Below are 25067 nucleotides of genomic sequence, written 5' to 3' on the forward strand. Positions count from 1 at the left end.
ATTTGATGACCGTTTTTACATCGATATCCAGCCTTCTGGCCACCTGGGCTTTTTTTAGCCCCATGTCTTTTAATTGATGAATCTCGGCGTACATTTTCCACCTCGTCAATTTTTATTCCACCCCCTGTCAACCAGTAATTATACCTGCTGGCTGAGAGGAGATGGTAAAAATCATCCGTTTTTATTGACCGAAATTCATCCGTTTTATTATACCGCTTACACTTTCTTAAAGTCCGGCGGCCGTTTCGAGCTTTATGAAGGCTTCGGCAAGCTCTTTCGAATATATCACCGGGGGTATGCCCCGTTTCATTCCCCGGGCGGCGTCGTCCGCACGCTCGGGTATGACTATATGGTTATCCGTTGATTGATAGCATTGAGCGGCCCGGTTAACCACGGTAATTATTTTTTGAGCATCCGGCGGCACGCCGCCGTTAAGCGTACCCCCGGGAATGGTTACCGCCAGCAACAAATCTGAAGAAATTGCACTAACGCCGTCAATGACAATTATGTCAACGGGGAGCCTTTTTAGGCTTTTTGCGCTTTTGGGAATGCCGGCAACCAGCGTTACCCCCGGGACTTCCTCGCACCGCCCGCTCATTTTCCATGCCCTATGGGGATCCGCCAATAGTTTTTCTAAAGAATCCGGTTGCATATTAAACCATTTTATTTCCGGTCCAGGAACTATCAATAAAACGGAATAGCCTTTCCATGTCAAGACGGCGGCAAGGTTGGCGGCTATAAAGGTTTTGCCTATAGGTATGGACAGTGGGGACCATACAGTTATTATTTTAGGTACCCGTGTAATTTTTGTTTTTTGAGGGGCTGTCCCGGAACACGCCGCCGATACCCGGTTTCTCCCGGCTCCCTTCGCCCGATACAATGCCCCGTCGGCGGCCCTGATCAGCCCCCCAACGTCCCGCGCATCCCGGCCCATGACGGCCAAGCCGCCGGAAAAGGTGGAGCTGATTACTTGGCCATCCGGTAGCTTTATCCGCTGTCCGGCCCATCCCCGGCATAACCTTTCGGCGATCCCCCGGGCATCATCCAACCCGGTAAAGATAATAATAAATTCTTCCCCGCCGTACCGGGCAACCAGGTCAACCTGACGCACGCCGCCGGCCAGAAAGGCGGCAAATTCCTTTAGCACCGCGTCCCCGGCGTCGTGACCATAGGTGTCATTCACGGCTTTGAAATGGTCCAGGTCGCACATCAGCAAGGAAAATGGCACCCCGGTCTCCCGGTAGCGCCGCTCCTGCTCCGCTAGATATTTTCCCAAAAACCGGCGATTAAAAAGCCCGGTCAGGGGGTCCTTTTCGGCCTGGTCCCACATCTCCCGCATTTTCATTGTTCGGGCACGGATGCGTTCGACGGTCTGTGCGTCCAGTTCGGCAACGCACTCATCGGCGCCGGCGGCGTAACAGCAGGCGGTATCGCAGGCACCCAGAATTTTCCGGAACCGTTCTGCCCGTCGGTCCTGGCCGCGTTTGAATTTGCCAGCCAGCTTTCCCAGCAGCTTTCCACTGGCTTGTTTTTTCACCGCCGGGCTTTCTGGCATTCCGGCGGCATTTTCGTCCGGCTCCACGCCCGCTTCGGCCAGCGTGGCCGGGTTCGATACCCGGTAAGTCACCGCAGCCGGGCTGACCGGGTCCCACACGATGTCGTAGACGCCCAGGGCCACGGCCTTACGGGCCAAAGCTACTGCCTTGGGGTCGTCCCGGCGGCCGGGAAGGAGTACGACGCGCAGGCCGGCCATGCGGATCTCCCTCACCAGATCTACTGTATCAGTCTGCCCGGGCAGGTGGGGGGAGAGAACCACCGAGTCCGCCTTGCGGTCTTTTGCGAGCGACAGAAGGCCCTTGCGGTAGTAGCACTCGCCAGCGATATCTATTTCCTGACCGGACAGTTCGGCTGAAATGTCCCTGTCGAGCTCTTCAATGCCAGTGGCTACCAGAACGCGCATAACATCACCCCTAAAAAAAAGAAAAACCGGGCACGTGCCCGGTAGCTACTGCGGCTGCACTACCAGCAGCGGGTCTATCCAGTGGTTGCCGGCCAGGTCCATCACGCCGAAGTGCAGGTGCGGGCCGGTGGATACCCCAGTGTTGCCTACCGCGCCTACCTGCTGCCCGGGCTGCACTGTTTGGTTGACCTGTACGGATATACTGCTAAGATGGCCGTAAAGATACAGATGCTGCGAGTCTTTTACAATTACCGCGTTGCCGTATGCGCCGTAAGGACCGGCTGTGATAACTACGCCCGCAGATGCGGAGAACACTGGCGTGCCGGATGGGGCGGGAATATCTATGCCGTCATGAAACTTTTTCGTACCGTATACTGGATGGATGCGCCAGCCGAAACTTGACGATATCCTGTTATATCCCGGCACAGGCCAGGCGCCGGACACGTTGTGAAAGTTATCGGCCAGTTGCCAGATTTTCGAAGCGTACTCCGCCCGGCACCATTCCTCCGGTGAGTTGTAAGGTTTGCCGAACGGCATTTTAATAAATCCTCCATACATGGTCAATCCAGGTAGAGTCTGTTCCTTCCAATCGCCCTCCCAGTTTACGTTTCCCAGGTAATTTTTCAGCAGGTACGCACCGACCATAATTTGCGCCCGGGGGTTGTCCTTGTCCATTACCGGGTCGAACCCCAGAATAGGGGCGTAGTGCTCCCAGTTTTCCGGGGAAACCTGCATCAGCCCGTAACAGTGGGTTTCTAGGTTTTCCGCCTGCGAGTTGAACGACGATTCCTTGAAGGCCACCGCCGCCAGAAACCACCAGGGGATGCCGTACTTTTCTTCAGCTTCTTTAAATAGCGGCATCAATTCCGGGGGAATCATGGCCGATGAGGTAAAAGAACCGATGCTGTAGTTATTTAGCAGCCACTCAAGCCACTCTTTGTGTGCGTTGAAGCCGAGCCCGGCCTCCCAGACCATGGTTCTGTTGAGCGCCATGTCGTCACCCGGTTTCAGCTGGTAGAAATCCTTGAGATAGTCTTCCAGGCGCTGCCACCTATTGGCGAGGATCTGTTGGGTGTCTTTGAGTCTTTCATAAGTGACGGTTACGGCGTTTTCCCCTTCGCCGTGGGTTTCGGTTACCCATTCGTAATGGTACTGGTAATGTCCCTGAATTGTGTATGCCTCCACCAGGAGGTATACCGTGTAACTCTCGCAGCCGTCCTTGCCGCAAACCGTCACGGTGGATTTTTTGTAGTAGTAATAAGGGTGGAGGTCTTTGGCCACTTTTTCTCTGATCTGGTCCGGTATCTCGGATTTGCCGAATGTGTAGGCCCAGAACAAGGCGGTAGAGTGAACGGTTCCCCACTCCAGTTTCAGCTTGATGTCGTTTCCGTAGCGGTCAACCATTTCCCCGAGTTGGTATTCGCCTCTTCCAGGATACCAGGGATTCCCGGGAGAACTTTCCCCGCTGACCAGCCAGGTGTCCTTGACGTTGTATTTGTTGCACAGCTCTATGTACCGCTGTTGAATTTTTTGGTCTTCAGGGGACGGATCAACGCCGGTCATTGCCCCTTGGGGAGTCATGGCAGCGTATGTGGCCGCTATCAGAACCGACACCAGGAAAAAGACTAATAAAAACGGAACTAGTGGGGCCAGATACGGCAGGAGTAGAAGTAAAAGTCTTCTCGCCCCGGCCCGAACGACCCTTTTTGCAGCCCTGCTGGCAGCCCTTCTGAACCACTCCAACCGTCCTCACCTACCAATACCGGAAATAATACAGAAACAAGAGAAAAAGCACAAAGAACAGCAATAGCCACAATAGCCACAAAGCAAGAAAGAGAGACCCTTTTCCAAACCGCATGGAATAAGGACAGGCCGGCATGAACCATATTGCAATAACAACAACTGCAACAATCGACCACAATCCGCAGAAAATCACGAACACTTTCTCCATACCCGTAGGCACCTCCTTACCCCCGAAAAGAAAAAAAGAGCAGGCCGGACAATGTTATCCGGCCTGCCTGAACCCGTGACAACCGTCAGGGCCTGAATCTGTACCCGTCAAGGCTCGACCCGGTTAATCTTTTGGCCACCACCGGCGTGGAGTTGGGCGACACGGCGTCTATCGTAGCGGCGGTAGTCGCCTTAAAGGCTGCCTTCGCGGCTCCACGAATGCCTCCCTGTTGTACACCGGTGCCTTCTTTGAGGGTTTGTATCGCGGCACCGGGCAGCTTTTTCACGGTTTCCATCGTTCCGCCGCCCCCCTGCCTGGCGCGCTGATAGGAGTGATACGCCATGCCTCCCGCGTAACCGGCAACCTGCGCGGCCATGCCTGCGGTTTTTGCCGCAACCCGCAGTATGTGATGGCCGCCGGGCATCATGGTCGCACCCACCGCCCCTACGGTGGAGACGGTGCCCTGAACCACATTCCTGGCCATCCTGCCGTAGTCCATAGATTTAATCAGTGGATTGACGGAGGCCGGAAGTCCACCCGCAGCAGATTGAACGGAGCCCGACAAACCTGCAGCAGACTGAGCGGATCCCGACGAACCCGTCGCGGACGCAGAGCCGGACGACGGGATGTAAATGCCGCCGGGCGATACCGTCCAGCCCGGAGGCGACCCAATGGTTGCGGCGCCCGTACCTGGAGATGCTCCTGTTGGGCTCGCGGTTCCCGGAGGCGCCGCTGTGCCCTGCAAGTTTATGGTCGAGCTGCCGGCGGCACCGGTGCCGCCCGTGCCGCCGGGGGCACCCGCCGTGGATGAAGCGGATACGCTCCCGGTGATCAGACGTCCCAGGCCGGCCACCCCGCCGAGCCCGAACATGCCGAGTGCCTTGCCCGCTACACTTTCTTCCTCAATCCCGGCCCACCTGGTCCATAGTCCCTGCAGGCCGTTACGCAGCATATTCCCCAGGGTGATTATCATATAGACACCGAGAAGTTTCTGCGGCCACCCTATATCGCCGACCGCCACAAAAACCACAATCACCGCGGCAGCCAGAGCATATGCCGACTGAAGGAACGTGTTCGTCAGTAACTCACCGAGCCAAACGCTCGCTGCGGTAACGTTCTTGTTCATTGTCCATAAAAGCGCCATCACAGGCGTGAAGACGTAAAGAACTGAAACGACCCAGTCCCTCACCCAGAAGATGAGGTTAATCCAGAACCCGGCCCAGACGAAGACAATCTTCACCAGGGCCGTGCCGAGCACCGACCCGGTTTGCAGACCTGCGAGCCAATCATTGGATAGGATTTTTGATACATTATTACTGCCGCCCGCAGCCGTCCTGATGGCTTCCACCAGTGCGTTGTTCAGAATATACAGCGTCCGCACGATAACCGGCGCGGCGGCGATAATAATGAGCGCAAAAAACATCCGCCAGAGCTGGGAGACAGCCTCCGCCCTGGCGTCAGGGTTCTTCGCGGTTCCAGCCCCAATAAACCTGCCCGCCGTGACGAGCACCGCGATCAGGTAGAGCGCCAGGCCAACTCCCGCCATGCTCCCGTAAAGGCCGTCCAGGATACGCCACTGTTCCGGCGAAAACGGAGCCGGCGTCGCAAGGTCGTAAGCGTTGTCTTTCACTTGCAGGATTAGTTCTCCGACTGACATGAAGCCCCAGCGGCCCATCAACCCCGAAAGCACAATGTACAGGCTATCAAAAACCGCCGCTATCGCTCTTTCGAAAAGACCGCCCTCGTCCTTCGGTTCCGGCGAGGAGTTGCCTGTATTGCCCTGACCGGGAGAGTACGGTTGCACCGTAACGTCGCTCGTATACGCTCCTATGCCGTAGTGCAGCCGGTAGGTGTACGTTGTGTTCCTATCGGCCGTCCGGTCGGTATAGCTCCCGTCCGCCTGGGGCACTTCCGCGATGTCGGTGCCACCCGCGTACCTGTCGCCAACACTGCGCTGCACCGTGAGCTTTTTGCCGGGTTCGCCGCCGGACCACTTGAGCGTCACGCTCCCGTCTTCGTTGCGGGCAGCGGTGAAACTGTCAACGGCAAAGGCGGGAAACGAGAAGGCAAACAGCGCAAAGAGCAGCGCGAGCAGGCAAGCGAGGTTACGTCTCATCCTTAACCATCCCGCTTCCTTCAAGCCGCCAGCGGCCCCTTTCACCGGTACCGGCGGAGCGGGAACGTGAACTCCGGAATTCCATCCGGCGGCAAATCTCTTCTTCCGGCAGGAGCCCCCATTCCGTCAGGACCAGCTTCTCCCGCACGCCGGTGCCCCACTCCTTCAAGTGCGCGTCATACTGGTAGCCGAGAGGCTCTTTCTCTTCATGAAGGCGCTTGTATTCCTGCCTGATGTCGTCCCATTCGATGATCTTCAGGACAATGTGTGCGACCAGGAGGATGAGACCGACCACAATGCCCCAGAGAAACTCCATGGCCGCCAGGATCCCCAGCACGGCATCACCGACCAGGGCTTCACCACCATCAGCACACGCACAGGCGTTCCAGGGCTCGACGTATCTTCCGGTATACGGGTCATACACGAGGTCGGCACAATCGTCCCACCGGTCGTACTCACTGAACATATCCACCATCCTTTCCACTGCCGGTCCGCACGAACTGCATCTCGTAAGGCAGCACCGTTATCTGCACTTCCGCCATGCCGTTGCCCATCTTCAAAAGACACCTGCCGTCCGTAAACGTTTGCAGCCTCTCTCCCATTCCGTCCGGCAGTTTGAATTCTTCGGCTACCTGGTCGGCTACCGTCGGGTTCTGGCCCAGTAGTACCTGCGTGGCGCAGCTCGATATGACCGCCCTGCCTTCTTCCCGCGCCAGGAACTCTTCCACGTGCTGGCTGGCTATCACCAGTCCCGTATGATGCTTTCTGCCCCGGCGGGCCAGCGTTTCCAGGAACTTCGCCGAGTCGGGCCACTTGGCAAACATCCATGCCTCGTCCACGATGACCATTTTGTTGCCGGCATACCGCAGGGCGAACTTGTGCCATGCCCAGCTCAGCACCACGAACATGGCGTACAGTTTTGTAAACTCGTCTTTTATCCTGGAAAAGTCGAACGCCACCACCGGCGCCTCCAGGTCCACCGAAGTCTCGCAGTCGAACATCCCCAGGGAGTTCCCTCTTAGAAAAGGTTTCAGTATCAGACACAGGTTACTGGTTCCGGGCTTTTTCTCCAGTTTAGCGTGTAGTTCGGACAGCGTGGGCATCCGCTTCCTCACGTTCCCAATAGCGTAGGTGTCCCCTCCAATCCTCCTGCCTCCGGGCTCGTAAAGGCTGGCCGGATCGGAGGTTATGTTCCTTTCAGCGTACAGTTCCCGCACCGCCTCTTCCAGTACGGCCACTTCCCCGGGTTCCAGGGCACGATTGGCGAAGCCGCGCACGGCAGTCGAAATTAACGCCCGCACATCCGCCACCTTGTCGGAGATGTTCACGTATTCCTTGTCCGTGTCCGGGTCGCGCTCCGCCTCTATCTCCAGAGGGTTCATTCCCGCCGGCACGCCTGGTTCTACGAGAACTGTTTCACCGCCATAGAGGTGCTTAATTGCTCGCCTGTATTCTGCTTCAAGGTCGAAGATGATTGTTCTGACGCCTGTCAGAGAGAGCCTCCCCGTCAGCACTTTCAAAGTTACGCTCTTCCCGCTGCCGGTGTAGCCGAAGACGGCCACGTGCGGGTTGGGCAGCCACGGCGACCCGATGAAGGGATCGAAGAAAACGGGACTGCCCGCGCTGGTAAACCCCAGGAACACCCCGGAAGGGTGGGAAAGCACGGCGCTTGACACCGGGAGTACGGCAGCCGCACCGCCCAGGGTGAGATTCCTGAAAGTCCCTTTTCCGTAAACGCACAGGTTGCCGGCTGGTAAGACGCTCTTAAGCGCATCCAGCTGCCGGAAGGTGAGCGGCCTGACTTCAGTCGCCCGGCGGGCCAGTATGCTTTCGACGGCCTCACACCTCGTGTTCAGATCATCCTCGCCGGCTCCGTGTACCGTGATCAGGACGGTGACGTGGAACATCCTGTCCCGGTTGCACTGTATGGCCTCCCGGATGGTCTCTAAATCGCGAATGATGTTCTCCAGTTCGGGCAGGCGGGTTATAACTCCCCTGTTTTTCTCCACGATCCACTGGCTCTGGGCGGTTACTACTTTGTCCGTGAGGTTGCTTATCACTTTTCTGTCGGATACTGGCCGTATGTACACCGCCAGGTCGACGTTTCCCACCGAGAAGATCTCATCCAGCCACCCTACATACACATTCCGAGGCCACTTTGATATGATGAAGATCCGGCAATACCTGGAAGGACCGAGGTATAGGCGGTCTTTTCCTTCCTCAAGGCCATCTGGAATGAATAGATCCTGCAGCGCCGGAATGCCGTCATCCAGCGAGAACCGCTCCTGCGGCTGAACCGGTTTTCCCTCCCTCCTGAACACCGACAAGCACCCCCTTTCCGCTCACGCAAAGGTCCAGAGCGCCCGCGTTCACCAGGTCGGATGGCCGCACGGCAGAGTTTCTGTTAAGCAGGTGGTGCAGTAGGTCCACTATCTCATCACTGGAAAGCGCGACCGCTGTAACTTTTGATCGGGACATGGCGCCCGTAAGTGACGCGGCCCGGTGTTCCAGTATCCCACGGGCTTTTTCGTAAGGTTCTCCATCACACCCGACCACGACGTAACTGCGCCTGACCAGCACCGAGCGCTGCGACATGAGCGTGTCCAGGTAGGACAAGAGTACTTCCGCGTAGGAACGTCGCACATCGGACGTCTCCTTTACGATATGGCTGTAAAGTTCCGCTATTGCCACCCTGGTGTCCACCACTTCCGTTGTACACAGAAACTGCACGGGGAAGTCCATCCCCTGGCACGCGGCCATCAATGCGTTTTCAACCACTTGTTGTTCCCCTTCAGAGAGCAAGTCGAAGTTCACCGGGGTCAGCCGTAATATCATTCGGTAGCGGTTGTACGTTAGGTGCAGGATGCCGTCCCTGACATCTTTTACTTCCCACAGATCGCGAAGTGATGACGTGTTTTTCTTCTCTGCCGTTTTTTTCTTTTGCCCCCGTTCGCCCTTCCGCCACCTGCCGCCCTCCGCGCGCCTGTCGGCCCAGCGCAGAAGGAAGGGAAGTGATATAGCAACTGCAACCGCAAGGATAAAAAAGACGAACCCGACTATTATAACTCATCCCCCCAGTCGTACCTGCGACACCGGTTCCGCCACGAAAACCACCTGATCAGGTATTGGTCCGCGCTTATACCGGCTATCCATCCAAAACTCAAGTAAACCCCCGCAATAAACCACAGGACGCTCGCCGGAAAGGCGAGCGCCCACGGCACGTGGAGCAGCCTCAGAAAAGCCATCGAGAGGGCGGCACTGACGCCGCCTCCCAGAAGGAAAACCACCTGACGCAGGGAGAGCACCCCACCGAGGATCTTCTCCTCTTCGGTCAAGTCCATGGGGACAGGAAAAAGACGCATAAGCCATCTCCCCTTTAACTGCCGAATACGTTCTTGCCGATGCCGAAGAACACCCCGGCAAAGAACAGGGCGCCCCCGAGCAAGATCCCACCGATAGCGACGTACAGCAAACCGCTCATCGTTTCCGCCCGTTTCTCGGGCCTTCCGCGGGACATGATCAATTCTATGGCCGCCACACATACGGAAAGGAACAACAATGCGCCGCCGACGGGCACACCGACCTTGTTTACCAGGTCGATAATTCTATTTGTTAGCTGGCTGGGATCCTGTGACTGAAGTTCAGCAAAAGCAGGAACCGCTGCTCCAAATATACCGGCAATCATAGTGCCAAGCACACTTGCAAATTTCTTGACCTTTTTTAACACTCCTACATCATCCTCCTTTTACCTCGTCGCATACTGGGCCAGACCCTTTACCAACCCGACAACGTACGGCGCACCGTAAAACAACAGCAGGCCAAAACCTACACAAAGAACGGCTCCGATCACCCTTTGCAACAGCTTCATCCCGCTGAAGAGCACCAGTAGCGCCGCAACACCAGCCACGGCCAGCATGATCTTTGCCACGGCGTCAGTCACGGGACCAGCCGCTTTATAGGCACCGTCAATCATGGTGTTAACCTTCTGCGCAAACTGCTCCGGGCTCACCGGCTGAATCCCGCCCGTACCGGTTGCCGGAGTTGTTACCGGCGCCTGCTGGTCGTCCGCCAGGGCGGGTGTCGCAAAAGCCAGCAGTAAAGCAATCAAGAGCAAGATAACTCCAACCTTATTCATCAACACTATCACCAACCCCCATTTTTCTCATGCTACCTACCTGAACAAAAACCAGCCACAAAGAAGCAAAAGCGCCGGAGACACCACCACCTTTTCCAGCAGGTTTCCCGTTTCCACTAAAGGCAAACTGATATGCTTCTTAAACGGCCATAGGCATGGCACGCCTTGGGGATTCATGCTGTCCATGATCAAGTGGCTCAGGTAGCCCGCCAGTGCATGCGCAAACCAGAATCGCAACATAAATGCCGCCAGCAGTGTCATCACACCCGCCACTCCTGCAGATATGGCCGCCGTTTTTATGTCGGCGTGATGGCCGGTCATGAGCAATCCGGCAGCAGCGCCGGCTAAAAAATGCGTGCGCCAGAGCATTTCATCATCACCCCCCAAAAAAAGCAAAAGGCCCGCTTTCCACGGACCTCCGGGAGGTTATTCCGCCACCGCCGCCCCTCCCGAAAGCAGCGGTTTCCTGCATAAAAAAACCGGGCGAGTGCCCAGGGATCATTTAAATGTGCTAACTCAATTTAAATATATACCATGGATTGTGGCGGATATTTTATGCCAAATTCCATCAGATCCTTTGGTTCTTTATATCTAAAGACTTTTCCTAATTCATAAGCAACAGCAAACTCTTTTCCACTATAATAATCATCAAAATAATCTTTACTTATCCCCGAATATTCTTTTGTCTCTTCCCAAACAGATTCAGGTGAACCCATTATAATATTAACAACTTGAACTTCTCCCACCACCTTTCTAACAGGAGTGGTTGAATAAATAATTATTCTATCTATATCACTATATCTTGATTTTATTTTCCTATATTCATATTTTTTAGTGCCACTTAGGATATTTATAACATGCTCAGGATGAATAGGCAATAACATTCTTCTCATCTTTTCCACCCATCCGTATAATACTTATAAAGTCTTCTTTTGATAGTTGCACATTGTAAGGATAACCCTCAAATAAACCACTATCTTTAATAGTTTTGTAAGTTATGTTTTTACCTTTGCCGAAAAAGCCATTATAAATCAACTCTATAATCACAAGATTTGCTTTCTTATAATATAGATCCTTTAACTCTTCGAAAGAAAAAACAGTCTTATTTCCGGCTAATTTCAAATAATCCTCAAAGCCTATCAAATCTCTTTTGCTTTGCCTTATAACAGTCAAATTTGTTATGGTACAAAAGGATGTTACAACAGACTTATATTGTTTTGGCTGAGAACCAGTATGTATGCGATATATAAGAACAGGTTCTCCTACTTTATGGTGTAACTTACTTGAGGGAGCTCCTATAAAAACTTTCGTTATGCCATTTGCCGCTGCTATCTCTTGAACCTCTTGTTTGGTATTAAATAATTCTGAATATGGAAAAAGGGTATCATGATATTCGTCATATATTGGTATGTAGCCCGCTTTCGTGAAATTGGGATTAATATATGGAAACAGTTTAAAAGGATCTGATGAATCAAGATCGCTCTTGCTTTTTAAATATATATTTTCCCCTCTATCATTGATACCTACTTTTTTAAACCCAAACTTTTCTATAAGACTAATTAGCACCTCATGTTTCGGAAAGATCGTCACATATATTTCACTAACATCCATCTCTTGCCATTTCCACAAAGCTATACCAATTATTCCCTCACCTAAACGTAGCCCCCGCACTCGATCATCTAATTTGAGAGTTCCTATCTTTAACCTCTTCTTAGAAGGTAGCATGCCGCCCTTTAACTCAATAGGCTCATCTTCCTTCTTGAGATATAAAAACGCCCGAATACCTAATTCATCCTTATAAACGAACGCCTTTTCTTTATTTTCGATTTTCTTAGCAAACCATTGCGGGAACTCCGGATAGTCATCCTTTAGAGATTTAAAAAACGGATCCGTTAAATCGCAATTAGCAAACGGAAGATAATCAAACTTTTTAATCATATCACCCCTCCTCTGCAGATGGGTTTTATTCCCACGCCAGCTTTTCCATCGCTCTTTCTAAATCTTTCGCCCCTGGCCTGGTATATCTCGCCGTCGTGTTCAAATTAGAATGACCCGCTAAAACCGCCACGCGGTCCAGGCTCTTCCCCGCGTCCACCAGCATCTTGCAGAAGGTGTGCCGCAGTCGGTGCGGGGTCGCCTCCACCCCGGCCAGCTAGGCGTACTTTGCCAGGGCTTTTTCCGCCGCCCGCCTGGTCATGGGACCGCTTTTCTTCGCTTAATTATTTCGTTGTTTTATCAAAAAATCCTTGTCAAAATTTGAAAAGGTTCCTACGCCTCCCCCCTTTCTAGGGCCTCCGCCATCCTCCTGACGTTTGGCTTTGTGTAGATCGCCGTGGCGTTCAGGCTGGAGTGGCCCAAGATTTGCGCCACCGTCACCAGGTCGGCCCCGGTTTCGATCATGTTGGTGGCCGCTGTATGCCTTAAAACGTGCGGGTGAATCTCCAACCGGGCGAAGCGGCCCAGGTCTCTGATTAAATGCTCAACGTACCTGGCAGTGACGTGACCACCGTTCCTGCCGGGGAAGATGTATTCGCTATTCGGGTGCTTCTTCCCCCGTTCCTCAAGCCACGCCCTCACCGCCCGACGGGCCTCCGGCGGCACAGGTACTTCCCGGTACTTGTTGCCCTTGCCGCGCACGGTCAAAACGCCGTGCCGCTCGCCAATGTCCAGGTCGGCCATTTTTATGCTTACCGCTTCGCTCACCCGCAGGCCGCAACTGAGCAACAGCCGGACCAGGGCGATATCCCGGTTTTTCCCCCGCCGTTCCACTTCCCGGAGAAGGCGGTTTTGTTCGTTCCTGTCCAGGGCCTTGGGAGGTCCTTTCTGTTCCTGGACAGCCTTTGGGAAATTGGGCAGTCGGCCGACGTGGCCCGCTTCCCGCGCCCATTTTAAAAATACCTGCAGCGCCTCCATGTAGAGTTTGACGGTGGCCGGCTTCAAAGGTCTCCCCCGCCGATTTCTTTTTACGTTCTGCAGGTATTCCTGGTAATCTCGCAGGTCAATGCCGGTCACGTCCCCGGGGGTCGGTTCGGAACCATAGATGTCCCGCCACCAGGCAGAAAAACACGCCAGGGCATGCCTGTACGCCCTGGCGGTGTTTCCGGTCGCCCCTTTCTGATCACGGAGCCACGCAAAAAATCCATCAAAATAATTAACCGAAGTAATTTTCATGCGTTAGCGCCTCCCAAAAGGACGAAAATCGCTTTATCAGCCGGTCATTTCTTCGGTTAATGTATGTTAACTGTAGTTGTTAATACGGTTCCCTAGCAACTCTCTCTTAGCTTATATATTAATCAATGCTCTTAAACAACATATTATAACTTATCTTCCAATAGATTCCAACGGTTAAGTTTTTGAGACAGAATCCGAATAAAAAAACAACAATAAAGAGCTTTCGGGGTTCGGTGCTGAGATCATCTGTCAAACATTTTTAAAACAATAAGTGCATATGCCAGTACGATTATAACAATAATAAATGGTTTATAATCTGCGACCAGTTTATTTGCCAGATCAAAAAAATCGGAAGCTGTCAAGTTGTTCTCACTCCTTGAATTGAGTATGGGGGTATTAAATATGCCTTCTTCTTCATCCTGGACCATACTCCTAATACCAACAATCCCTCTCATAGTAAAACTTGGTGGGTTTCGTAAATACTTGCAATAATTGTCTTTTTATCCACGCAAGATATTCCTTTTCTCGAATAGCTATTATTTGTTTTAAAAAGGAGGCATCCGTATTAGGTACTAAGCTGTTAGAGATTAAACCAAACGATTTACTTCCATTACAATTCATAAAACCATCTCCTTCCCGATCCCGGTTTACCAATAATGAAAAGAAAATTCTTATTTCCAAGATCAGAGTCTCTATTCTTGAAGTCGATAAAAACGGGTTTATTCTCTTTTTTATAACCTAGAAGAATACCTCCTAATTCTGTTTTGGAATTATTGCATTTTACCAACCAATCATTGCTTAATTTACTCATATAGATAGTACCCCCTTTTAGTATTACAAAGTAAAATACATAAGATCTTATGAAAGGATGTTTTATAATGCCATTTGATTTTATAGAATTTAGTCATTATTCTATTAACTACTTGGATTTATTTAATGAGTTTAATGCTCAAAGGATTTTATCAGACAGGAATCTTCAAATTCAATATCTCAAAAGATGGATGAAGCAATTAGAAAATTGTGACAACGTTATAAGAAATCAATTAAATACTAAAGGTTCTATTTTAAAATTACGCCTACTTCTGCAGTCTGAACCAGAAATATTTCAACTACCAATTGAACATCGAAGCAACAAAATACTCCTTCATTTTCGAGTATCTATTGCTAACAAAATTATTTCAATGGCTAAACCGGAGAGTATATTTATTCCAATTGATGAGTTTATACGAAAGAATACTGCTATTAATTGGACTCCGGTCGATACAAATGTTGATTCCTATTCAAAGTCCGAAGAACCAATAGTTATGGTGCCTTTTTTGTTTAATCAATACCATTACCTTGTAATTGATGGAAACCATAGACTTACATTTAAAATAAAAAATAATATTAATAACATTCATGCAGTAATTTTTTCAGAGCAAACAGTTATTGAACACTCTTTATTCTCAAGTGGTTTTGATAAGTTTTATTATATTATGCTAAACGAAATAAATCATATGGCTAATGCAACATATTATAAAAAGGCAAATGCTTTTCAGTTAGTTCAAAAATCATATCTTAAAGATGAAAACTTTAAGTTTTAGTAAAATGGCTGCCGCCACCGAAAACGTGAAAAATTTCTATCACGGGCATCACCCCTTAAGAACAAAAAAGCCGGGCGATTTAAGCCCGACAGTTATTCAATCAAAAATACGTACTTCAATAAAACTGTGCACTTTATCAAATGCCAAGGGTTTCCGAACTGCTGTGCGAAAAATCGACTACATCAAACGTGTGCGTGTCGAACAGATTCCCCTCTTTAAACCCGCACCGTTTTAAGGCCATCTCCACATACTCGCGCTTCAGGTCGATGTAGATGCTGTCCCTATCCAGGGACATCGCGGCCAACGTGGTAGTGCCCGCCCCGCCAAAGGGGTCTAAAACGACGCATGGGATGGTTTCTTCGATACCGCAGGAACATGTGGGACGCCAGCCGATGGTTAACGCACTTACAACCTGCATGAACGGCAATCCAGCCTGTCCGTGGTCAAGGGCACCCTGACGCTTGCCAAAACAATCCCCGCGGGGTTGCCTAACGCGCTCGGTCACCCGCTCCCACGGTGCCCCGCACTCCGGGCAACAACCGTGTTCGCTCGTCCCCGCCTTGATGCACGGCCTTACAAGTGCTTGCGGAAAAACCGCAAAGTGGCTCTCAGGAAATGGTTTCGCTGGTATCCACCATACAGAACGTTTATTCCGGCCTTTAGTGGTATCCAGTGTTTTGAAACCACCATGTGGCTTCAAGGGCCCATTTAAATTCCAAGGTTCATTTGACCGATCCCGCGAGCCGCCGGGCCCGTATCGTTTGTCATGGAAATGAGTTGTTGCTTCTTCCTTAATCGCTTCGGCATCATAGAAATATTTTTCGCTCTTCGTTAGTAAGAACACGTACTCATGCGCCTTACTCGGCCTGTCTTTTACACTTTCCGGTAGCGGGTTAGGTTTTGCCCAGATGATGTCCGAACGCAACCACCAGCCGTCGGCCTGCAGGGCAAAAGCGACGCGCCAGGGAATGCCCACGAGGTCCTTCTGCTTGAGGCGGGTAGGTGCGATTCGCGGGCCCGTGAGGCAGCGCCGTCCATTGTGCCCGTGGAAGGTCGCTGATGGCTGGTGTCCTCCATTCCCACCTGCCGCATAGGTATCGCCCAGGTTCAGCCAAAGCGTCCCATCCTTCCGCAGCACCCGCCTGACCTCCCGGAAAACCAGGATCAGGTGGGCTACGTACATTTCTGGTGTGGGTTCCAGGCCCAGCTGGCCTTCCCATGCGGGAATATCTATGGGCGGCAGGCCGGGCATGGGTACGTATTCCACTTCCGGCCAGAATACCGAAGGAAGCCCGTAATCGCGAAGGCCGAGATACGGGGGAGATGTTACCACGCAGTGAACGCACTCATCGGGCATGTCCCGCAAAACTTCCAGCACGTGGCCGACTATGAAACGGTGGTGGCTCACAAAAAATCCCTGCCCGTTACGATAGATAGATTGTTGATATACGACTGGAACCGAGGCTTTACCCAGATGTCCGTGCTCCCCAGCACCCACATGTCCTCCAGGCTGGGTAGCCCTTTCTGTGAATACTATAAAAATTTAAGCCGGGTGAATTAAGCCCGGCGAATTGTCCTTTTCCTCCAGTTTCGACTGCATTTATTATATTCCTTACAGCCGCTTGGCGAGAAACCCATGGCTTGCTCATTTGGAGTCACACCTCTATATGGCTCGCAACTCGGCACATGGCCGTCACATAACATCTGCCGCCTGCTCGTGTCAAGGCATGGCCCCGGAGGATTTCTCCAAACCGTAACGCAACCGTTCTCATTCACCATCACCTCGGTGGTCATGTCCGGAAGCATCCTCAATACAAAATCTATACTGGCAACGGGGTACCTATCTTCTCGATGGTTCACCCTGGCCAGAGCTTGATACTCCACGTTCACCCGGGGATCTGCAACGTCGCGGCCGTAATCGGACTTTTCGTCGTCCTGCTGGTAGATCCCGAAAGTTGGATTTTTCATAACTGATAACGGCGCGGGACCCATGGACCCTTATACTATGGAAAGCGCGCCGTCAGGCCACCCCCCTACGAAATTTTTAGTCCAGTAAATCATTTAATTCATCATATCCTCGCGCAGAATAGCCGCATCCCTTGTAGCAAGTATAATCGTAATTCAGCTCATTACCCTTGCCAACCCAGCATAATTCTCCGCATATAGGGCACTCTACCCATCGGCAATCACAATCTGTCTTACTACCACAACCAAGGCACTTATCATCCCTGCCTGCGTATTTTCCTATCCAGCCCTCACCTTTAATCCAGTTAGCCACTCAAACAACCTCCCATTCGGCCGCGCCTCCCGGCGCCCGGCCAATATTCATCATCTTGATCCACCCAATAAAGCATCCCATGCCTGCCCGCCGGCCGCGCTTTTAAAGTGACCGGAGCTATTCTTCCAACTTGTGCGCTTGCCGCCACTATGTGTTTCCACTCCACCGCCGGCGGCCAGTTTTGCCACTTCGCCGATATCGTCAAGAGGCGCGGGAGGTGGAATCACGGTCACGGGCATCTTCCCTCGCTCTGCCCGCCGGCGGGCTTTGAGCCACTCTTGAAATGCTCGAAGTACGTGATCAGGGTTTAATCCCGTAGCCAGGGCCACCGCCTTTACACCTTCGCGTCCCGATATGCTCCACGCCCGGCGGAGAACCGTAAAACGGGCAGCCGGGGTAATGGCCATGCGGTAGCTTTTTACCAACTCGCTGATGCCGTTCATCCCTGCATCAACTCTTTTCTCAAGTGCAAGAAGCAGTATTCTTTCCAACGGGTGAACCTTGGAGGAATGGGATATTCCTTGACGGCGCGTCTTCCCCACCGCCGAACGGCACGACGGGCAAATTTCTTAATTTCCTCGCGGGTTTCGGGACTGCTCGGCACGCGCATACTGCTCCCCCTTTGCTTGATCTTGGTCACTCTTCGTCCCGGCTTAAACCGGGTCCCCGGCCCGCCACGGGGAGGCGTTGACCATCGGGCCGGATTCCGCGCCACAAGGGCGCGGTTGCGCCGGATATCGCCTCCTACTTGATCCACGCTTCCCCCCAGGGATAAAAGGGCCGGGGAAGGGTGCAAGCTGAGCGTCATTTCGCTGCAGGCGCTACTTAAAGCAAAAACGCTTTAAGTTTGTTAGCTTGTATCTGCTGTCCCCGTTATGTAGTGGGTAAGGTAGCGGGCGCGACCCCGTACCAGCTTGAGCAGGCTGACCATACCTGCCGGTCCGGGCTCCCCGGCCAAAGGCCCAGGAAGTCATGTTGCCCCCGGATGAGCAAGAGGGTTCGAATATTATCGCGGCATATAACCCTCAAAGCCGGACCGTCGGGCACTCGCCCCTCGCTTCCGGCGCGGCCGCCACGCCCGTACTGCATACCCCTGTCATCCCCAAGGGGACTAAGGCCCTGTGCAGCCGTTTTCGCAGCTTCCGCGCTTTCTGCTTGGAACACGCCACACGTCACGGCGGAGGCCGAGACCTCCCTGCAATAGAAAGAATCTCCTCCCCTATGCCGTCCGGGTTAATGAACGGAACAAGGCAAGAGGTTCTTTGTTTGCCGCGCCGCCGCAGCTGTCGGACGGGTTTTTGTCCACGCCCGGGTGCCCGAACGGCGCAGCATTTTTACTCGGGCCGGGCCGGAGCCCGGCCCATTTCAGGGGAAGGAGAGGGTTTAGCTAACTAATTGCCGTTGACTTCTTCCTAAGCGTTTGGTATACTTTGACTGGAGTCTTGGGGCGAAAGCCCTTTTTCTTTTTGTCTGTCTGCCCTGGCCGATTGAAGCCAGGCCGATTATTCCCGCCCCGGCCAAGCTGCCGGCCAGGGCCACCCATTCCGCCGCGCCGCGGCTGTCGGCCATGCTGGCGCAGACGGCAACCAGAATAACCCCTGCGATGAACGTTTCTGCCACCCCCCTTCCGGTGGCGGTTTTGGTTTTTTCGTCGCTACCATCTCCTTTCCCGCAAATTTCAATTATTGCCCGGCAGGCTCGTCCCGCCCGGGATGGCTTTATTTGCCTGAATATGGTATATTAAACCAAAACCGTCCTGTTTTTAGCTAACAAGCCTGATCCTCTAAAAGATCGGATAACTTTACTTCTAAGGCTGTTGCCAGTCTTGCTGCTTCATTAATATCAGGAACCATCTTCCCTCTTTCCCATTCTGAAATGGTTGTTTGTGGTTTATTAATTATTTGCCCAAGCTCCCGTTGAGAAAGCTTCTTTTTCTTTCGGTAATAACGAAGCCGATCTCCAAACAATTTTGTCACCTCCGTTCTTTATAATAAACGAAATTTCGTTTATTGTCAATGGTTTTTCGTTACTTATGGCTTTAAAAAATAGGCTACAATGAATAATGAATAACGGTATTTCGTTGAAAGGAAAAATTACCTTATGGACATTGCCAATCGAATCGTTCAGTTGCGGAAAGAGCGAAATTACAGTACAACAAAATTGGCTAAACTTGCCGGCATAGCTCAATCAACATTACGTGAAATTGAAATCGGGAATACTTCTCCAACATGGGATACCATCCTTAAGTTATGTAAGGCCTTAGAGGTTTCTCCTTTCGTCCTTATCTCACAAGACTTTTTTGCCCCGTCCGGAGATCAGGGAACTGCGTTATCCCCTGATCTGCGGCAAATCCTTGATACCGCCAGGCAGCTTACCCCACGGCAGCGGAAGATACTGCTGGAGGTTATGGAAGAGTGGATTGCCCAAAACAAGAAGTAGCTGGTATACTTTGACTGGAGTCTTGGGGCGAAAGCCCTTTTTCTTTTTTCCGGCCTGTTTTGACTGATTGAGTCCAGGCCGATCATTCCCGCCCCGGCCAAGCTGCCGGCCAGGGCCACCCATTCCGCCGCGCCCCGGCTGTCGGCCAGACTGGCGCAGACGGCAACCAGAATAACCCCTGCGATGAACGTTTCTGCCACCCCCCTTCCGGTGGCGGTTTTGGTTTTGCTACTGTAATCATCCCCTTTGGTTGACTGTTTTTTCCCTGTTTCGCCCGGCGGGTCACCACACCAGGGCTGGCTGTATTTGCCTGCATATGGTAATGTTTACCGGTTTATGATAAGATATAGTGACCATACCCGCCGGGTTTCTGGCTCATCTCCCTACTGTGCCGGTGGCCAGCTCTTCATCCAAAAGGTCGCTTACCTTGACGCCCAGAGCAACGGCGAGTTTTTGAAGTGTACGGATGGTAGGGCTTTTGCTACCCTGCTCGATTTCGTAAATGTACGAGTACGCAACCTTGGACTTCCTGGCCAGTTCTGTTACTGACATACCTCTTTGTTGTCTTATTTGTTGAAGTTTTGTCATTGATTAACACCTGCCTAATTCAATTATACGCTATGGCGTATAATTGTCAATACACTAAAACGGATATTATAGATATTTTTATACCATTGTTTGCCGGGAAAAAGTAGGGTATTATTCGCTATAGAGGATGATTGCATGGATACACCGAGCAGAATTAAGCAACTACGTCAACAGCTGGGAATTAGTAGATCTGCCCTCGCCAGAAAGTCCGGCATATCGCTTACTTACCTGAATGAAATTGAGCGTGGTATAAAATCACCTACCGAACATACGCTACGTAAGCTTTGCTCCGCCCTGGGCCTGTCCCTCGCCGAGTTTTTCGCCGGGGATGGTCAGGGGGAGGAATTGCCGGCAGACGTCAGGCGCATGATTGCCATCGCCAGGCAACTCACCCCCCGGCAGCGGCAACTGCTGCTGGAGGTTATGGAGGAGTGGCTTGCCAATAATCAAGGGTAGCCATATCATAAAACTTATGGAGGATTAAACAATCGTGCCTAGGATGACCCATGCACAATATCCTGGCGAATCATTGCCGGTTAGCGCCCTGTATGTTGATCAGCATTATAATGAATTTAACACAAGACTGTTTACATGTTATTCATGTGGCGTAAAGGTTCAGTTTTCAAGAGGCAAGGGACATATGGATCCACATTTTAAAAATTGGCCTAACCAACCCCATGATGCCAACTGCGAGATCCCAAATTTATGCGATAATGTATCATCAACTTCTGGTCGTGGTGATATAGAATTATTAGTATCAACCATACTGCCAAGAGCAATGTTAAATCACGAGAAACATGGCAAACCTGATTATAACAAAAACATACAAGCCAAACATTTTACTAGCCCTAGAAGTAGAAAATTCATCTATACAATTTACGATCTATTGGACCACGATAACAGATATAACCTGCGCCCTGATTATGAAAATATACCTATTAAAGTAGAAGATGGTTCCACGGTTATTTTAAAAGAAATATTTGGAACACAAGATCAAGCAATTGAGCGTATTAACACATACGGTCCTGGCCCTTTTATTTTAAGAGCTTCCACTTTTAAGCCTTATTTCCCATCAGGACATTGTGTTTTTCTTTTGACTAAGAGCGGTAAATATGGCAACTCATCCGATTTTAGGCTCTTTATTCATAAAAATTATTTAGATAAAAATATAGAATGCATTGATTCTATTTCTAATGCTTTATTTATCTGTTATGCCTATATAGAAAAATCAAAATATGGATATCAAGCCGAATTGTTTTCTATCAAACACCAATTAGTTATCTTAAGGAAGTTCACTAAAAACTAATAACTGTTGTTTTTTATAAAATCATCACAATTATTCCTCATATGTCCATTGCAAGTTATACAGCCTCCTTTTTCACACCCACCTAGTTCTCGGTCGAAACTATATTCATTGCAAGACTCAAAATCAACATATCGACAGCAAATATTACACAGACACTTTTCACATTCCGATGGCCCGGCATCCCTTTTGGCTTGTTCAAGTATTGATTTCATCTCTTCCCATTCAGCTTCCGTTAATGTTGAGCTACAAAGCCAATTACAAACGTTTTTTTCAGTAACCCCCAATGTTTTAGCAATTTCTTCAAACGAATAGTCATGTGATAGAAGACTCTTTGCGAGTTTGCGTAATTCAATTTCATTTAACTGGTGGAGATTATTTATAATAGAATCAATATCATGGTTTTCCAATGTTCCATAACCCCCTGTCTAATTATTTTTTTCTTCCGCCCTGGCGGCACGCCCCGGGGCAGACACACTGCATTTGAACCTGTCGCCCGGTTTCCCTTTTACCCAAACATCCTTAATACATGGTTTTTCAACTCGTTGAACGATTGCTCCAGCCTGCTTCTCTGCTCCTTCGGCAACCCTATTTCCAGCGCCCGTTCAGTAAGCAGAAATGCGTTCTGCAGCTTTGTTTTTGCTACTAGCACCATCCCCTTTGGTTGACTGTTTTTTCCCTGTTTCGCCCGGCGGGCTCGTCCCGCCCGGGCTGGCTATATTTGCCTGCATATGGTAATGATTACCGGTTTATGATAAGATATAGTGACCATATTGAATCAATTTCAATTTCGCGGTAAAGCATCGGCCTCGATATGATTCTTATCCAGAAGCTTTAAACTAATTTCAACCCCCAATCCCCGGGCTAGCTTCTGGAGAGTTTCAATGGTGGGCGTGTCTTTATGGTTTTCAATATTGCTTATGTGCTTTTGGCTGACTCCGGTTGCCCTAGCCAATTCTTCCTGGGAAATTTTATTTGCCACACGTATTGCTCTGAGATTATCGACTATTTCCTTTACCATAATCACCACCTCCCGGATATGCCCTGTATAAATATTATCACCTTTAGGTTATGCAGTCAAGTAAATTTATATCCTCCGGGTGATATTTTCTTAAGGCCATTTCGCTACTGCGGCAACTGGTCTATAATGTTTATGACCCTCAGGTTATCGTTGGAGGACAAAATATGATTGATATAGGAAACAGGATTCGTGAAATTCGGACGGCCAAAAAGATTACCGTCTCACGACTCGCTCAAGAAATTGGTGTCGCTCAGAGCTTTGTTTCCGGCATTGAGGCCGGCACTAAAAAATGCTCCTTGGAAAATCTGGATAAAATATGCCATGCCTTGGGTATCACCCTTCATGATTTTTTTGCCCCGTCCGAAGATCAGGGAGTCGAGATGACACCCGATATGCGGCAAATCATTGATGCCGCCCGGCGGCTCACCCCCCGGCAGCGGAAGATACTGCTGGAGGTTATGGAGGAATGGCTTGCCAATAATCAAGGGTAGCCAGTTCCTCAAATACTTTCTAAACCATTGTAATGAAATTTACCGTAGTGATATTTTTTCGGGTATTCCTTATTAAAAATCGCCTGGTACAGATTTTTCATTTCGTCATAGGGCAGGTAGATTTCCAACAACCCTTTTTGGTAAGTATGATAATATTCTAATTCGACCTCAAGGTAAGGGACATTATTGCCCATCATCGCGATTGGAATACTAATAAACCTAAAACCGTAGGTTTTAAAACGGAACAGCAATATTTCTTTATCAAGAACATCATATCTGTCGGGACGTTCTTCAGGCATCAACTTTTGATAAACAACGGGAATAACGTACTGTTTGGAATTGACAACTGCATTATAAATTTGCCATTCTTTACTGTCTGCTTTAATAGGTTCCGGGTCCTTTAAATACACCAACCGCCGTACAATACCAACTGCCTTTTTATACCAGTTCTTTTTAGGGATTTCTTTCTCGTATGAATTCCATTGGTTGTTTAGATCAGTGTCCTGAGATACCTGTAGGAGTTGACTCCTGTAAGTTCTATCAGTTAAAAATTTGTAGACGTCTTCATGGGTGTATTGTGGTGCTACCTTTGTCAGCAATTCAACAGCGCATGTCAGTTCGTGGTATGCGGTTCCTTCAAGATAATATGCTGCGTACCTTCCCGGATGATCATAAACAAACGGATTGATTTTCAACTCTTATTACCACCTTTCTGTTGGAGGCCATAAAATGCAGAATGCCTTATTACCAAACGGGAAAATAATTAACGCCAAAGAATATGATCAGTTAATTCACGGCGAAAAACTATTTTGCGTGTCATGTAAGAAACCAGTTATTTATGTCGGATCAGACCAGGGCAATAGAGAACCTTTTTTTAAAACTACCGGACGTGGCGAATCAATTCACAAAGAAGATTGCAAAGAAAGGAGAACACTAATTATCTTTGATTCCCTTAAAACCATTAACAAATATACTACGGATATGAGCAAAATGGATTCAGAAGATAAATACTTAATTAAATTAGATTTTGCACCAGACAACAAAGAACAGATTCCTCATGGATCGATTGATGAGATTGACGAGAGCCACCCGAAAAAGAAATTTACTTATGCTTATAAGTATTCCAAAAAGAGAAGCACCCTTCCTAAAAGAATTACTTCCTTATCACAAATCGCCAGATTACTTAAAAACAAACCTGAAGATTTATCTAGAATCACTTTTACACAACAGGGAGAACTTTTTTCTTTTACAGATATTGTTATTGACCAAGATAAGGCAACAGAAATCGCATTAGGAAATAAATATACCAATATTGATTTCATAATCTACGGAGTAGTGCGTTCTGTTATAAAAACGGAAAAGGTTATGTTTGTTAATCTTGACACACAAGATGGCCTAAAACCTTTTGATATATTTGTTTTTGCTGGAGACTTTAAATGGTTCACTCTTACCAAGGAACAATTAGAAGGAAAACCAATACTGGCACGAGGGAAAATCAAATTTAACGAGCGTTATAACAAAGCAGAAATGCGAGTCAGATTCAATAAACAAATCTATGTATTTACTTAAAATTACCGCCCTGACGGCACGCCCCGGGGCAGATACCCTGCCTGTGGACCTGTCGCCCGGTTTCCCTTTGTCCGCTCACTAACACCTCTTTTTAGCTTCATAACTCATTTTTTCTGCTTTGCTTTTCAATAATAGAGCATTTTGCATGATTGAAGCTGCCTGAACTTGTTTCTGTATAGAAATTTCTAACATTCTTCTATTGTCCATGTCACAATGATAATACCGGCCAGCAATTGAATAAACATTGTATCCTTTATTCCTAAGCGTTCGCGCTAAGCGGTAAATGCGTTCCTTGTTTTCTTTGCTGTTCGAGCCATACATTAAAACTGCAGCATCACTAACGTTGCATAAATAAAATTTTTATTTGTCAAGACCTAAATTTATGAAAAATCCTTTTCCACAAAGAAAAAACTCCTTATAATGGGGATGTGCAGGTAGTCCTGTCCAACTCCCATAATAAGG

Annotated in this window: 29 protein-coding genes; 6 read left to right on the top strand and 23 right to left on the bottom strand. The window is 49.8% G+C overall.

Features of this window, described 5'->3' with window-relative positions:
- Positions 1 to 226 precede the first annotated feature (226 nt).
- The 15 genes from GFC01_RS15465 to GFC01_RS15530 all read right to left on the bottom strand — a co-directional run bounded on the left by GFC01_RS15465 (position 227) and on the right by GFC01_RS15530 (position 14144).
- The gene (locus tag GFC01_RS15465) at positions 227 to 1960 is read right to left on the bottom strand and encodes a sensor domain-containing diguanylate cyclase (RefSeq protein ID WP_152948068.1); all 1734 of its coding nucleotides are present in this window, start codon (positions 1958 to 1960) and stop codon (positions 227 to 229) included.
- Between the two features lie 45 nt (positions 1961 to 2005).
- Entirely contained in the window at positions 2006 to 3703 is a 1698-nt protein-coding gene (locus tag GFC01_RS15470) for a M23 family metallopeptidase (RefSeq protein ID WP_152948069.1), read from the bottom strand.
- A 293-nt stretch (positions 3704 to 3996) separates the two neighbouring features.
- Positions 3997 to 6027: a hypothetical protein gene (locus tag GFC01_RS15475; RefSeq protein ID WP_152948070.1), complete on the bottom strand. Its 2031-nt coding sequence runs from the start codon at positions 6025 to 6027 to the stop codon at positions 3997 to 3999.
- Positions 6017 to 6493 carry a hypothetical protein gene (locus GFC01_RS15480; protein ID WP_152948071.1) on the bottom strand — a complete coding sequence of 159 codons (477 nt, stop codon included), beginning with the start codon at positions 6491 to 6493 and terminating at the stop codon, positions 6017 to 6019. Before GFC01_RS15480 ends, GFC01_RS15475 begins: the two co-directional genes overlap by 11 nt.
- Entirely contained in the window at positions 6483 to 8348 is a 1866-nt protein-coding gene (locus tag GFC01_RS15485) for an ATP-binding protein (RefSeq protein ID WP_194174982.1), read from the bottom strand. The genes GFC01_RS15480 and GFC01_RS15485 overlap by 11 nt, the downstream gene beginning before the upstream one ends.
- Complete coding sequence (locus GFC01_RS15490) at positions 8293 to 8805, bottom strand: hypothetical protein (RefSeq protein WP_152948073.1); 513 nt, start codon at positions 8803 to 8805, stop codon at positions 8293 to 8295. The genes GFC01_RS15485 and GFC01_RS15490 overlap by 56 nt, the downstream gene beginning before the upstream one ends.
- 281 nt (positions 8806 to 9086) lie before the next feature.
- Positions 9087 to 9389, bottom strand: coding sequence for a PrgI family protein (locus GFC01_RS18840; protein WP_194174983.1), 303 nt, complete (start codon positions 9387 to 9389; stop codon positions 9087 to 9089).
- 14 nt (positions 9390 to 9403) lie between these two features.
- Entirely contained in the window at positions 9404 to 9754 is a 351-nt protein-coding gene (locus tag GFC01_RS18845) for a hypothetical protein (protein ID WP_194174984.1), read from the bottom strand.
- 18 nt (positions 9755 to 9772) lie between these two features.
- A complete protein-coding gene (locus GFC01_RS15500) occupies positions 9773 to 10168 on the bottom strand; it encodes a hypothetical protein (RefSeq protein WP_152948075.1) in 396 nt (131 codons plus the stop codon).
- Positions 10169 to 10198: 30 nt separating this feature from the next.
- Positions 10199 to 10531 (bottom strand): metal-dependent hydrolase, encoded by a 333-nt coding sequence (locus tag GFC01_RS15505; protein ID WP_152948076.1) that lies wholly within the window; start codon positions 10529 to 10531, stop codon positions 10199 to 10201.
- 152 nt (positions 10532 to 10683) lie between these two features.
- A complete protein-coding gene (locus GFC01_RS15510) occupies positions 10684 to 11055 on the bottom strand; it encodes an ASCH domain-containing protein (protein WP_152948077.1) in 372 nt (123 codons plus the stop codon).
- Positions 11024 to 12100 carry a hypothetical protein gene (locus tag GFC01_RS15515; RefSeq protein ID WP_152948078.1) on the bottom strand — a complete coding sequence of 359 codons (1077 nt, stop codon included), beginning with the start codon at positions 12098 to 12100 and terminating at the stop codon, positions 11024 to 11026. Before GFC01_RS15515 ends, GFC01_RS15510 begins: the two co-directional genes overlap by 32 nt.
- Positions 12101 to 12125: 25 nt before the next feature.
- On the bottom strand, positions 12126 to 12305 hold the full coding sequence (locus tag GFC01_RS19525; protein ID WP_341474038.1) for a tyrosine-type recombinase/integrase: 180 nt from the start codon (positions 12303 to 12305) through the stop codon (positions 12126 to 12128).
- 125 nt (positions 12306 to 12430) lie between these two features.
- Positions 12431 to 13333, bottom strand: a complete 903-nt coding sequence (locus GFC01_RS15525) for a tyrosine-type recombinase/integrase (RefSeq protein WP_152948079.1) — start codon at positions 13331 to 13333, stop codon at positions 12431 to 12433.
- Between the two features lie 610 nt (positions 13334 to 13943).
- Complete coding sequence (locus GFC01_RS15530; protein WP_152948080.1) at positions 13944 to 14144, bottom strand: hypothetical protein; 201 nt, start codon at positions 14142 to 14144, stop codon at positions 13944 to 13946.
- A 67-nt stretch (positions 14145 to 14211) separates the two neighbouring features.
- Between GFC01_RS15530 and GFC01_RS15535 the strand changes: the two genes are divergently transcribed.
- Positions 14212 to 14916 carry a hypothetical protein gene (locus GFC01_RS15535; protein WP_152948081.1) on the top strand — a complete coding sequence of 235 codons (705 nt, stop codon included), beginning with the start codon at positions 14212 to 14214 and terminating at the stop codon, positions 14914 to 14916.
- Between the two features lie 136 nt (positions 14917 to 15052).
- Here the strand turns inward: GFC01_RS15535 and GFC01_RS15540 are convergent, their stop codons facing one another.
- The 4 genes from GFC01_RS15540 to GFC01_RS15555 all read right to left on the bottom strand — a co-directional run bounded on the left by GFC01_RS15540 (position 15053) and on the right by GFC01_RS15555 (position 19170).
- Positions 15053 to 16414: a DNA methyltransferase gene (locus GFC01_RS15540; protein WP_207707632.1), complete on the bottom strand. Its 1362-nt coding sequence runs from the start codon at positions 16412 to 16414 to the stop codon at positions 15053 to 15055.
- 830 nt (positions 16415 to 17244) lie between these two features.
- Entirely contained in the window at positions 17245 to 17637 is a 393-nt protein-coding gene (locus GFC01_RS15545; RefSeq protein ID WP_152948082.1) for a hypothetical protein, read from the bottom strand.
- Positions 17638 to 18577: 940 nt separating this feature from the next.
- A complete protein-coding gene (locus GFC01_RS15550) occupies positions 18578 to 18814 on the bottom strand; it encodes a hypothetical protein (protein ID WP_152948083.1) in 237 nt (78 codons plus the stop codon).
- Positions 18815 to 18960: 146 nt separating this feature from the next.
- Complete coding sequence (locus GFC01_RS15555; RefSeq protein ID WP_341474039.1) at positions 18961 to 19170, bottom strand: helix-turn-helix domain-containing protein; 210 nt, start codon at positions 19168 to 19170, stop codon at positions 18961 to 18963.
- 124 nt (positions 19171 to 19294) lie between these two features.
- Here GFC01_RS15555 and GFC01_RS15560 point away from each other — a divergent pair, with 124 nt between their 5' ends.
- Positions 19295 to 19633, top strand: coding sequence for a helix-turn-helix domain-containing protein (locus tag GFC01_RS15560; protein WP_152948085.1), 339 nt, complete (start codon positions 19295 to 19297; stop codon positions 19631 to 19633).
- 375 nt (positions 19634 to 20008) lie between these two features.
- On the opposite strand, the gene GFC01_RS15565 is transcribed toward GFC01_RS15560, so the two are convergent.
- On the bottom strand, positions 20009 to 20221 hold the full coding sequence (locus GFC01_RS15565) for a helix-turn-helix domain-containing protein (protein WP_152948086.1): 213 nt from the start codon (positions 20219 to 20221) through the stop codon (positions 20009 to 20011).
- 135 nt (positions 20222 to 20356) lie between these two features.
- Between GFC01_RS15565 and GFC01_RS15570 the strand changes: the two genes are divergently transcribed.
- Both GFC01_RS15570 and GFC01_RS15575 read left to right on the top strand, forming a co-directional pair.
- Positions 20357 to 20677 carry a helix-turn-helix domain-containing protein gene (locus GFC01_RS15570; protein ID WP_152948087.1) on the top strand — a complete coding sequence of 107 codons (321 nt, stop codon included), beginning with the start codon at positions 20357 to 20359 and terminating at the stop codon, positions 20675 to 20677.
- A 34-nt stretch (positions 20678 to 20711) separates the two neighbouring features.
- On the top strand, positions 20712 to 21527 hold the full coding sequence (locus GFC01_RS15575) for a hypothetical protein (protein WP_152948088.1): 816 nt from the start codon (positions 20712 to 20714) through the stop codon (positions 21525 to 21527).
- Here the strand turns inward: GFC01_RS15575 and GFC01_RS15580 are convergent.
- Both GFC01_RS15580 and GFC01_RS15585 read right to left on the bottom strand, forming a co-directional pair.
- Positions 21524 to 21934, bottom strand: coding sequence for a sigma-70 family RNA polymerase sigma factor (locus GFC01_RS15580; RefSeq protein ID WP_152948089.1), 411 nt, complete (start codon positions 21932 to 21934; stop codon positions 21524 to 21526). The two genes, GFC01_RS15575 and GFC01_RS15580, sit on opposite strands and share 4 nt — an antisense overlap.
- Before the next feature lie 374 nt (positions 21935 to 22308).
- Complete coding sequence (locus GFC01_RS15585) at positions 22309 to 22545, bottom strand: helix-turn-helix transcriptional regulator (RefSeq protein WP_152948090.1); 237 nt, start codon at positions 22543 to 22545, stop codon at positions 22309 to 22311.
- 164 nt (positions 22546 to 22709) lie between these two features.
- Here GFC01_RS15585 and GFC01_RS15590 point away from each other — a divergent pair, with 164 nt between their 5' ends.
- The gene (locus tag GFC01_RS15590; RefSeq protein ID WP_152948091.1) at positions 22710 to 23036 is read left to right on the top strand and encodes a helix-turn-helix domain-containing protein; all 327 of its coding nucleotides are present in this window, start codon (positions 22710 to 22712) and stop codon (positions 23034 to 23036) included.
- Between the two features lie 8 nt (positions 23037 to 23044).
- On the opposite strand, the gene GFC01_RS15595 is transcribed toward GFC01_RS15590, so the two are convergent.
- A complete protein-coding gene (locus GFC01_RS15595; RefSeq protein WP_152948092.1) occupies positions 23045 to 23731 on the bottom strand; it encodes a hypothetical protein in 687 nt (228 codons plus the stop codon).
- A 34-nt stretch (positions 23732 to 23765) separates the two neighbouring features.
- Between GFC01_RS15595 and GFC01_RS15600 the strand changes: the two genes are divergently transcribed.
- Positions 23766 to 24605 carry a competence protein CoiA family protein gene (locus tag GFC01_RS15600; protein WP_152948093.1) on the top strand — a complete coding sequence of 280 codons (840 nt, stop codon included), beginning with the start codon at positions 23766 to 23768 and terminating at the stop codon, positions 24603 to 24605.
- Positions 24606 to 25067 lie beyond the last annotated feature (462 nt).

This window comes from Desulfofundulus thermobenzoicus (assembly GCF_009428905.1).
In the GTDB taxonomy this organism is placed as follows: domain Bacteria; phylum Bacillota; class Desulfotomaculia; order Desulfotomaculales; family Desulfovirgulaceae; genus Desulfofundulus_A; species Desulfofundulus_A thermobenzoicus.

Excerpts from the sequence above, each read along its gene's own strand:
- GFC01_RS15465 (WP_152948068.1), bottom strand. The coding sequence starts at position 1,960 with ATGCGCGTTCTGGTAGCCACTGGCATTGAAGAGCTCGACAGGGACATT.
- GFC01_RS15475 (WP_152948070.1), bottom strand. The coding sequence starts at position 6,027 with ATGAGACGTAACCTCGCTTGCCTGCTCGCGCTGCTCTTTGCGCTGTTT.
- GFC01_RS15480 (WP_152948071.1), bottom strand. The coding sequence starts at position 6,493 with ATGTTCAGTGAGTACGACCGGTGGGACGATTGTGCCGACCTCGTGTAT.
- GFC01_RS18840 (WP_194174983.1), bottom strand. The coding sequence starts at position 9,389 with ATGCGTCTTTTTCCTGTCCCCATGGACTTGACCGAAGAGGAGAAGATC.
- GFC01_RS15505 (WP_152948076.1), bottom strand. The coding sequence starts at position 10,531 with ATGCTCTGGCGCACGCATTTTTTAGCCGGCGCTGCTGCCGGATTGCTC.
- GFC01_RS15510 (WP_152948077.1), bottom strand. The coding sequence starts at position 11,055 with ATGAGAAGAATGTTATTGCCTATTCATCCTGAGCATGTTATAAATATC.
- GFC01_RS15515 (WP_152948078.1), bottom strand. The coding sequence starts at position 12,100 with ATGATTAAAAAGTTTGATTATCTTCCGTTTGCTAATTGCGATTTAACG.
- GFC01_RS15525 (WP_152948079.1), bottom strand. The coding sequence starts at position 13,333 with ATGAAAATTACTTCGGTTAATTATTTTGATGGATTTTTTGCGTGGCTC.
- GFC01_RS15530 (WP_152948080.1), bottom strand. The coding sequence starts at position 14,144 with ATGAGTAAATTAAGCAATGATTGGTTGGTAAAATGCAATAATTCCAAA.
- GFC01_RS15535 (WP_152948081.1), top strand. The coding sequence starts at position 14,212 with ATGCCATTTGATTTTATAGAATTTAGTCATTATTCTATTAACTACTTG.
- GFC01_RS15545 (WP_152948082.1), bottom strand. The coding sequence starts at position 17,637 with ATGAACGGCATCAGCGAGTTGGTAAAAAGCTACCGCATGGCCATTACC.
- GFC01_RS15560 (WP_152948085.1), top strand. The coding sequence starts at position 19,295 with ATGGACATTGCCAATCGAATCGTTCAGTTGCGGAAAGAGCGAAATTAC.
- GFC01_RS15565 (WP_152948086.1), bottom strand. The coding sequence starts at position 20,221 with ATGACAAAACTTCAACAAATAAGACAACAAAGAGGTATGTCAGTAACA.
- GFC01_RS15570 (WP_152948087.1), top strand. The coding sequence starts at position 20,357 with ATGGATACACCGAGCAGAATTAAGCAACTACGTCAACAGCTGGGAATT.
- GFC01_RS15585 (WP_152948090.1), bottom strand. The coding sequence starts at position 22,545 with ATGGTAAAGGAAATAGTCGATAATCTCAGAGCAATACGTGTGGCAAAT.
- GFC01_RS15590 (WP_152948091.1), top strand. The coding sequence starts at position 22,710 with ATGATTGATATAGGAAACAGGATTCGTGAAATTCGGACGGCCAAAAAG.
- GFC01_RS15600 (WP_152948093.1), top strand. The coding sequence starts at position 23,766 with ATGCAGAATGCCTTATTACCAAACGGGAAAATAATTAACGCCAAAGAA.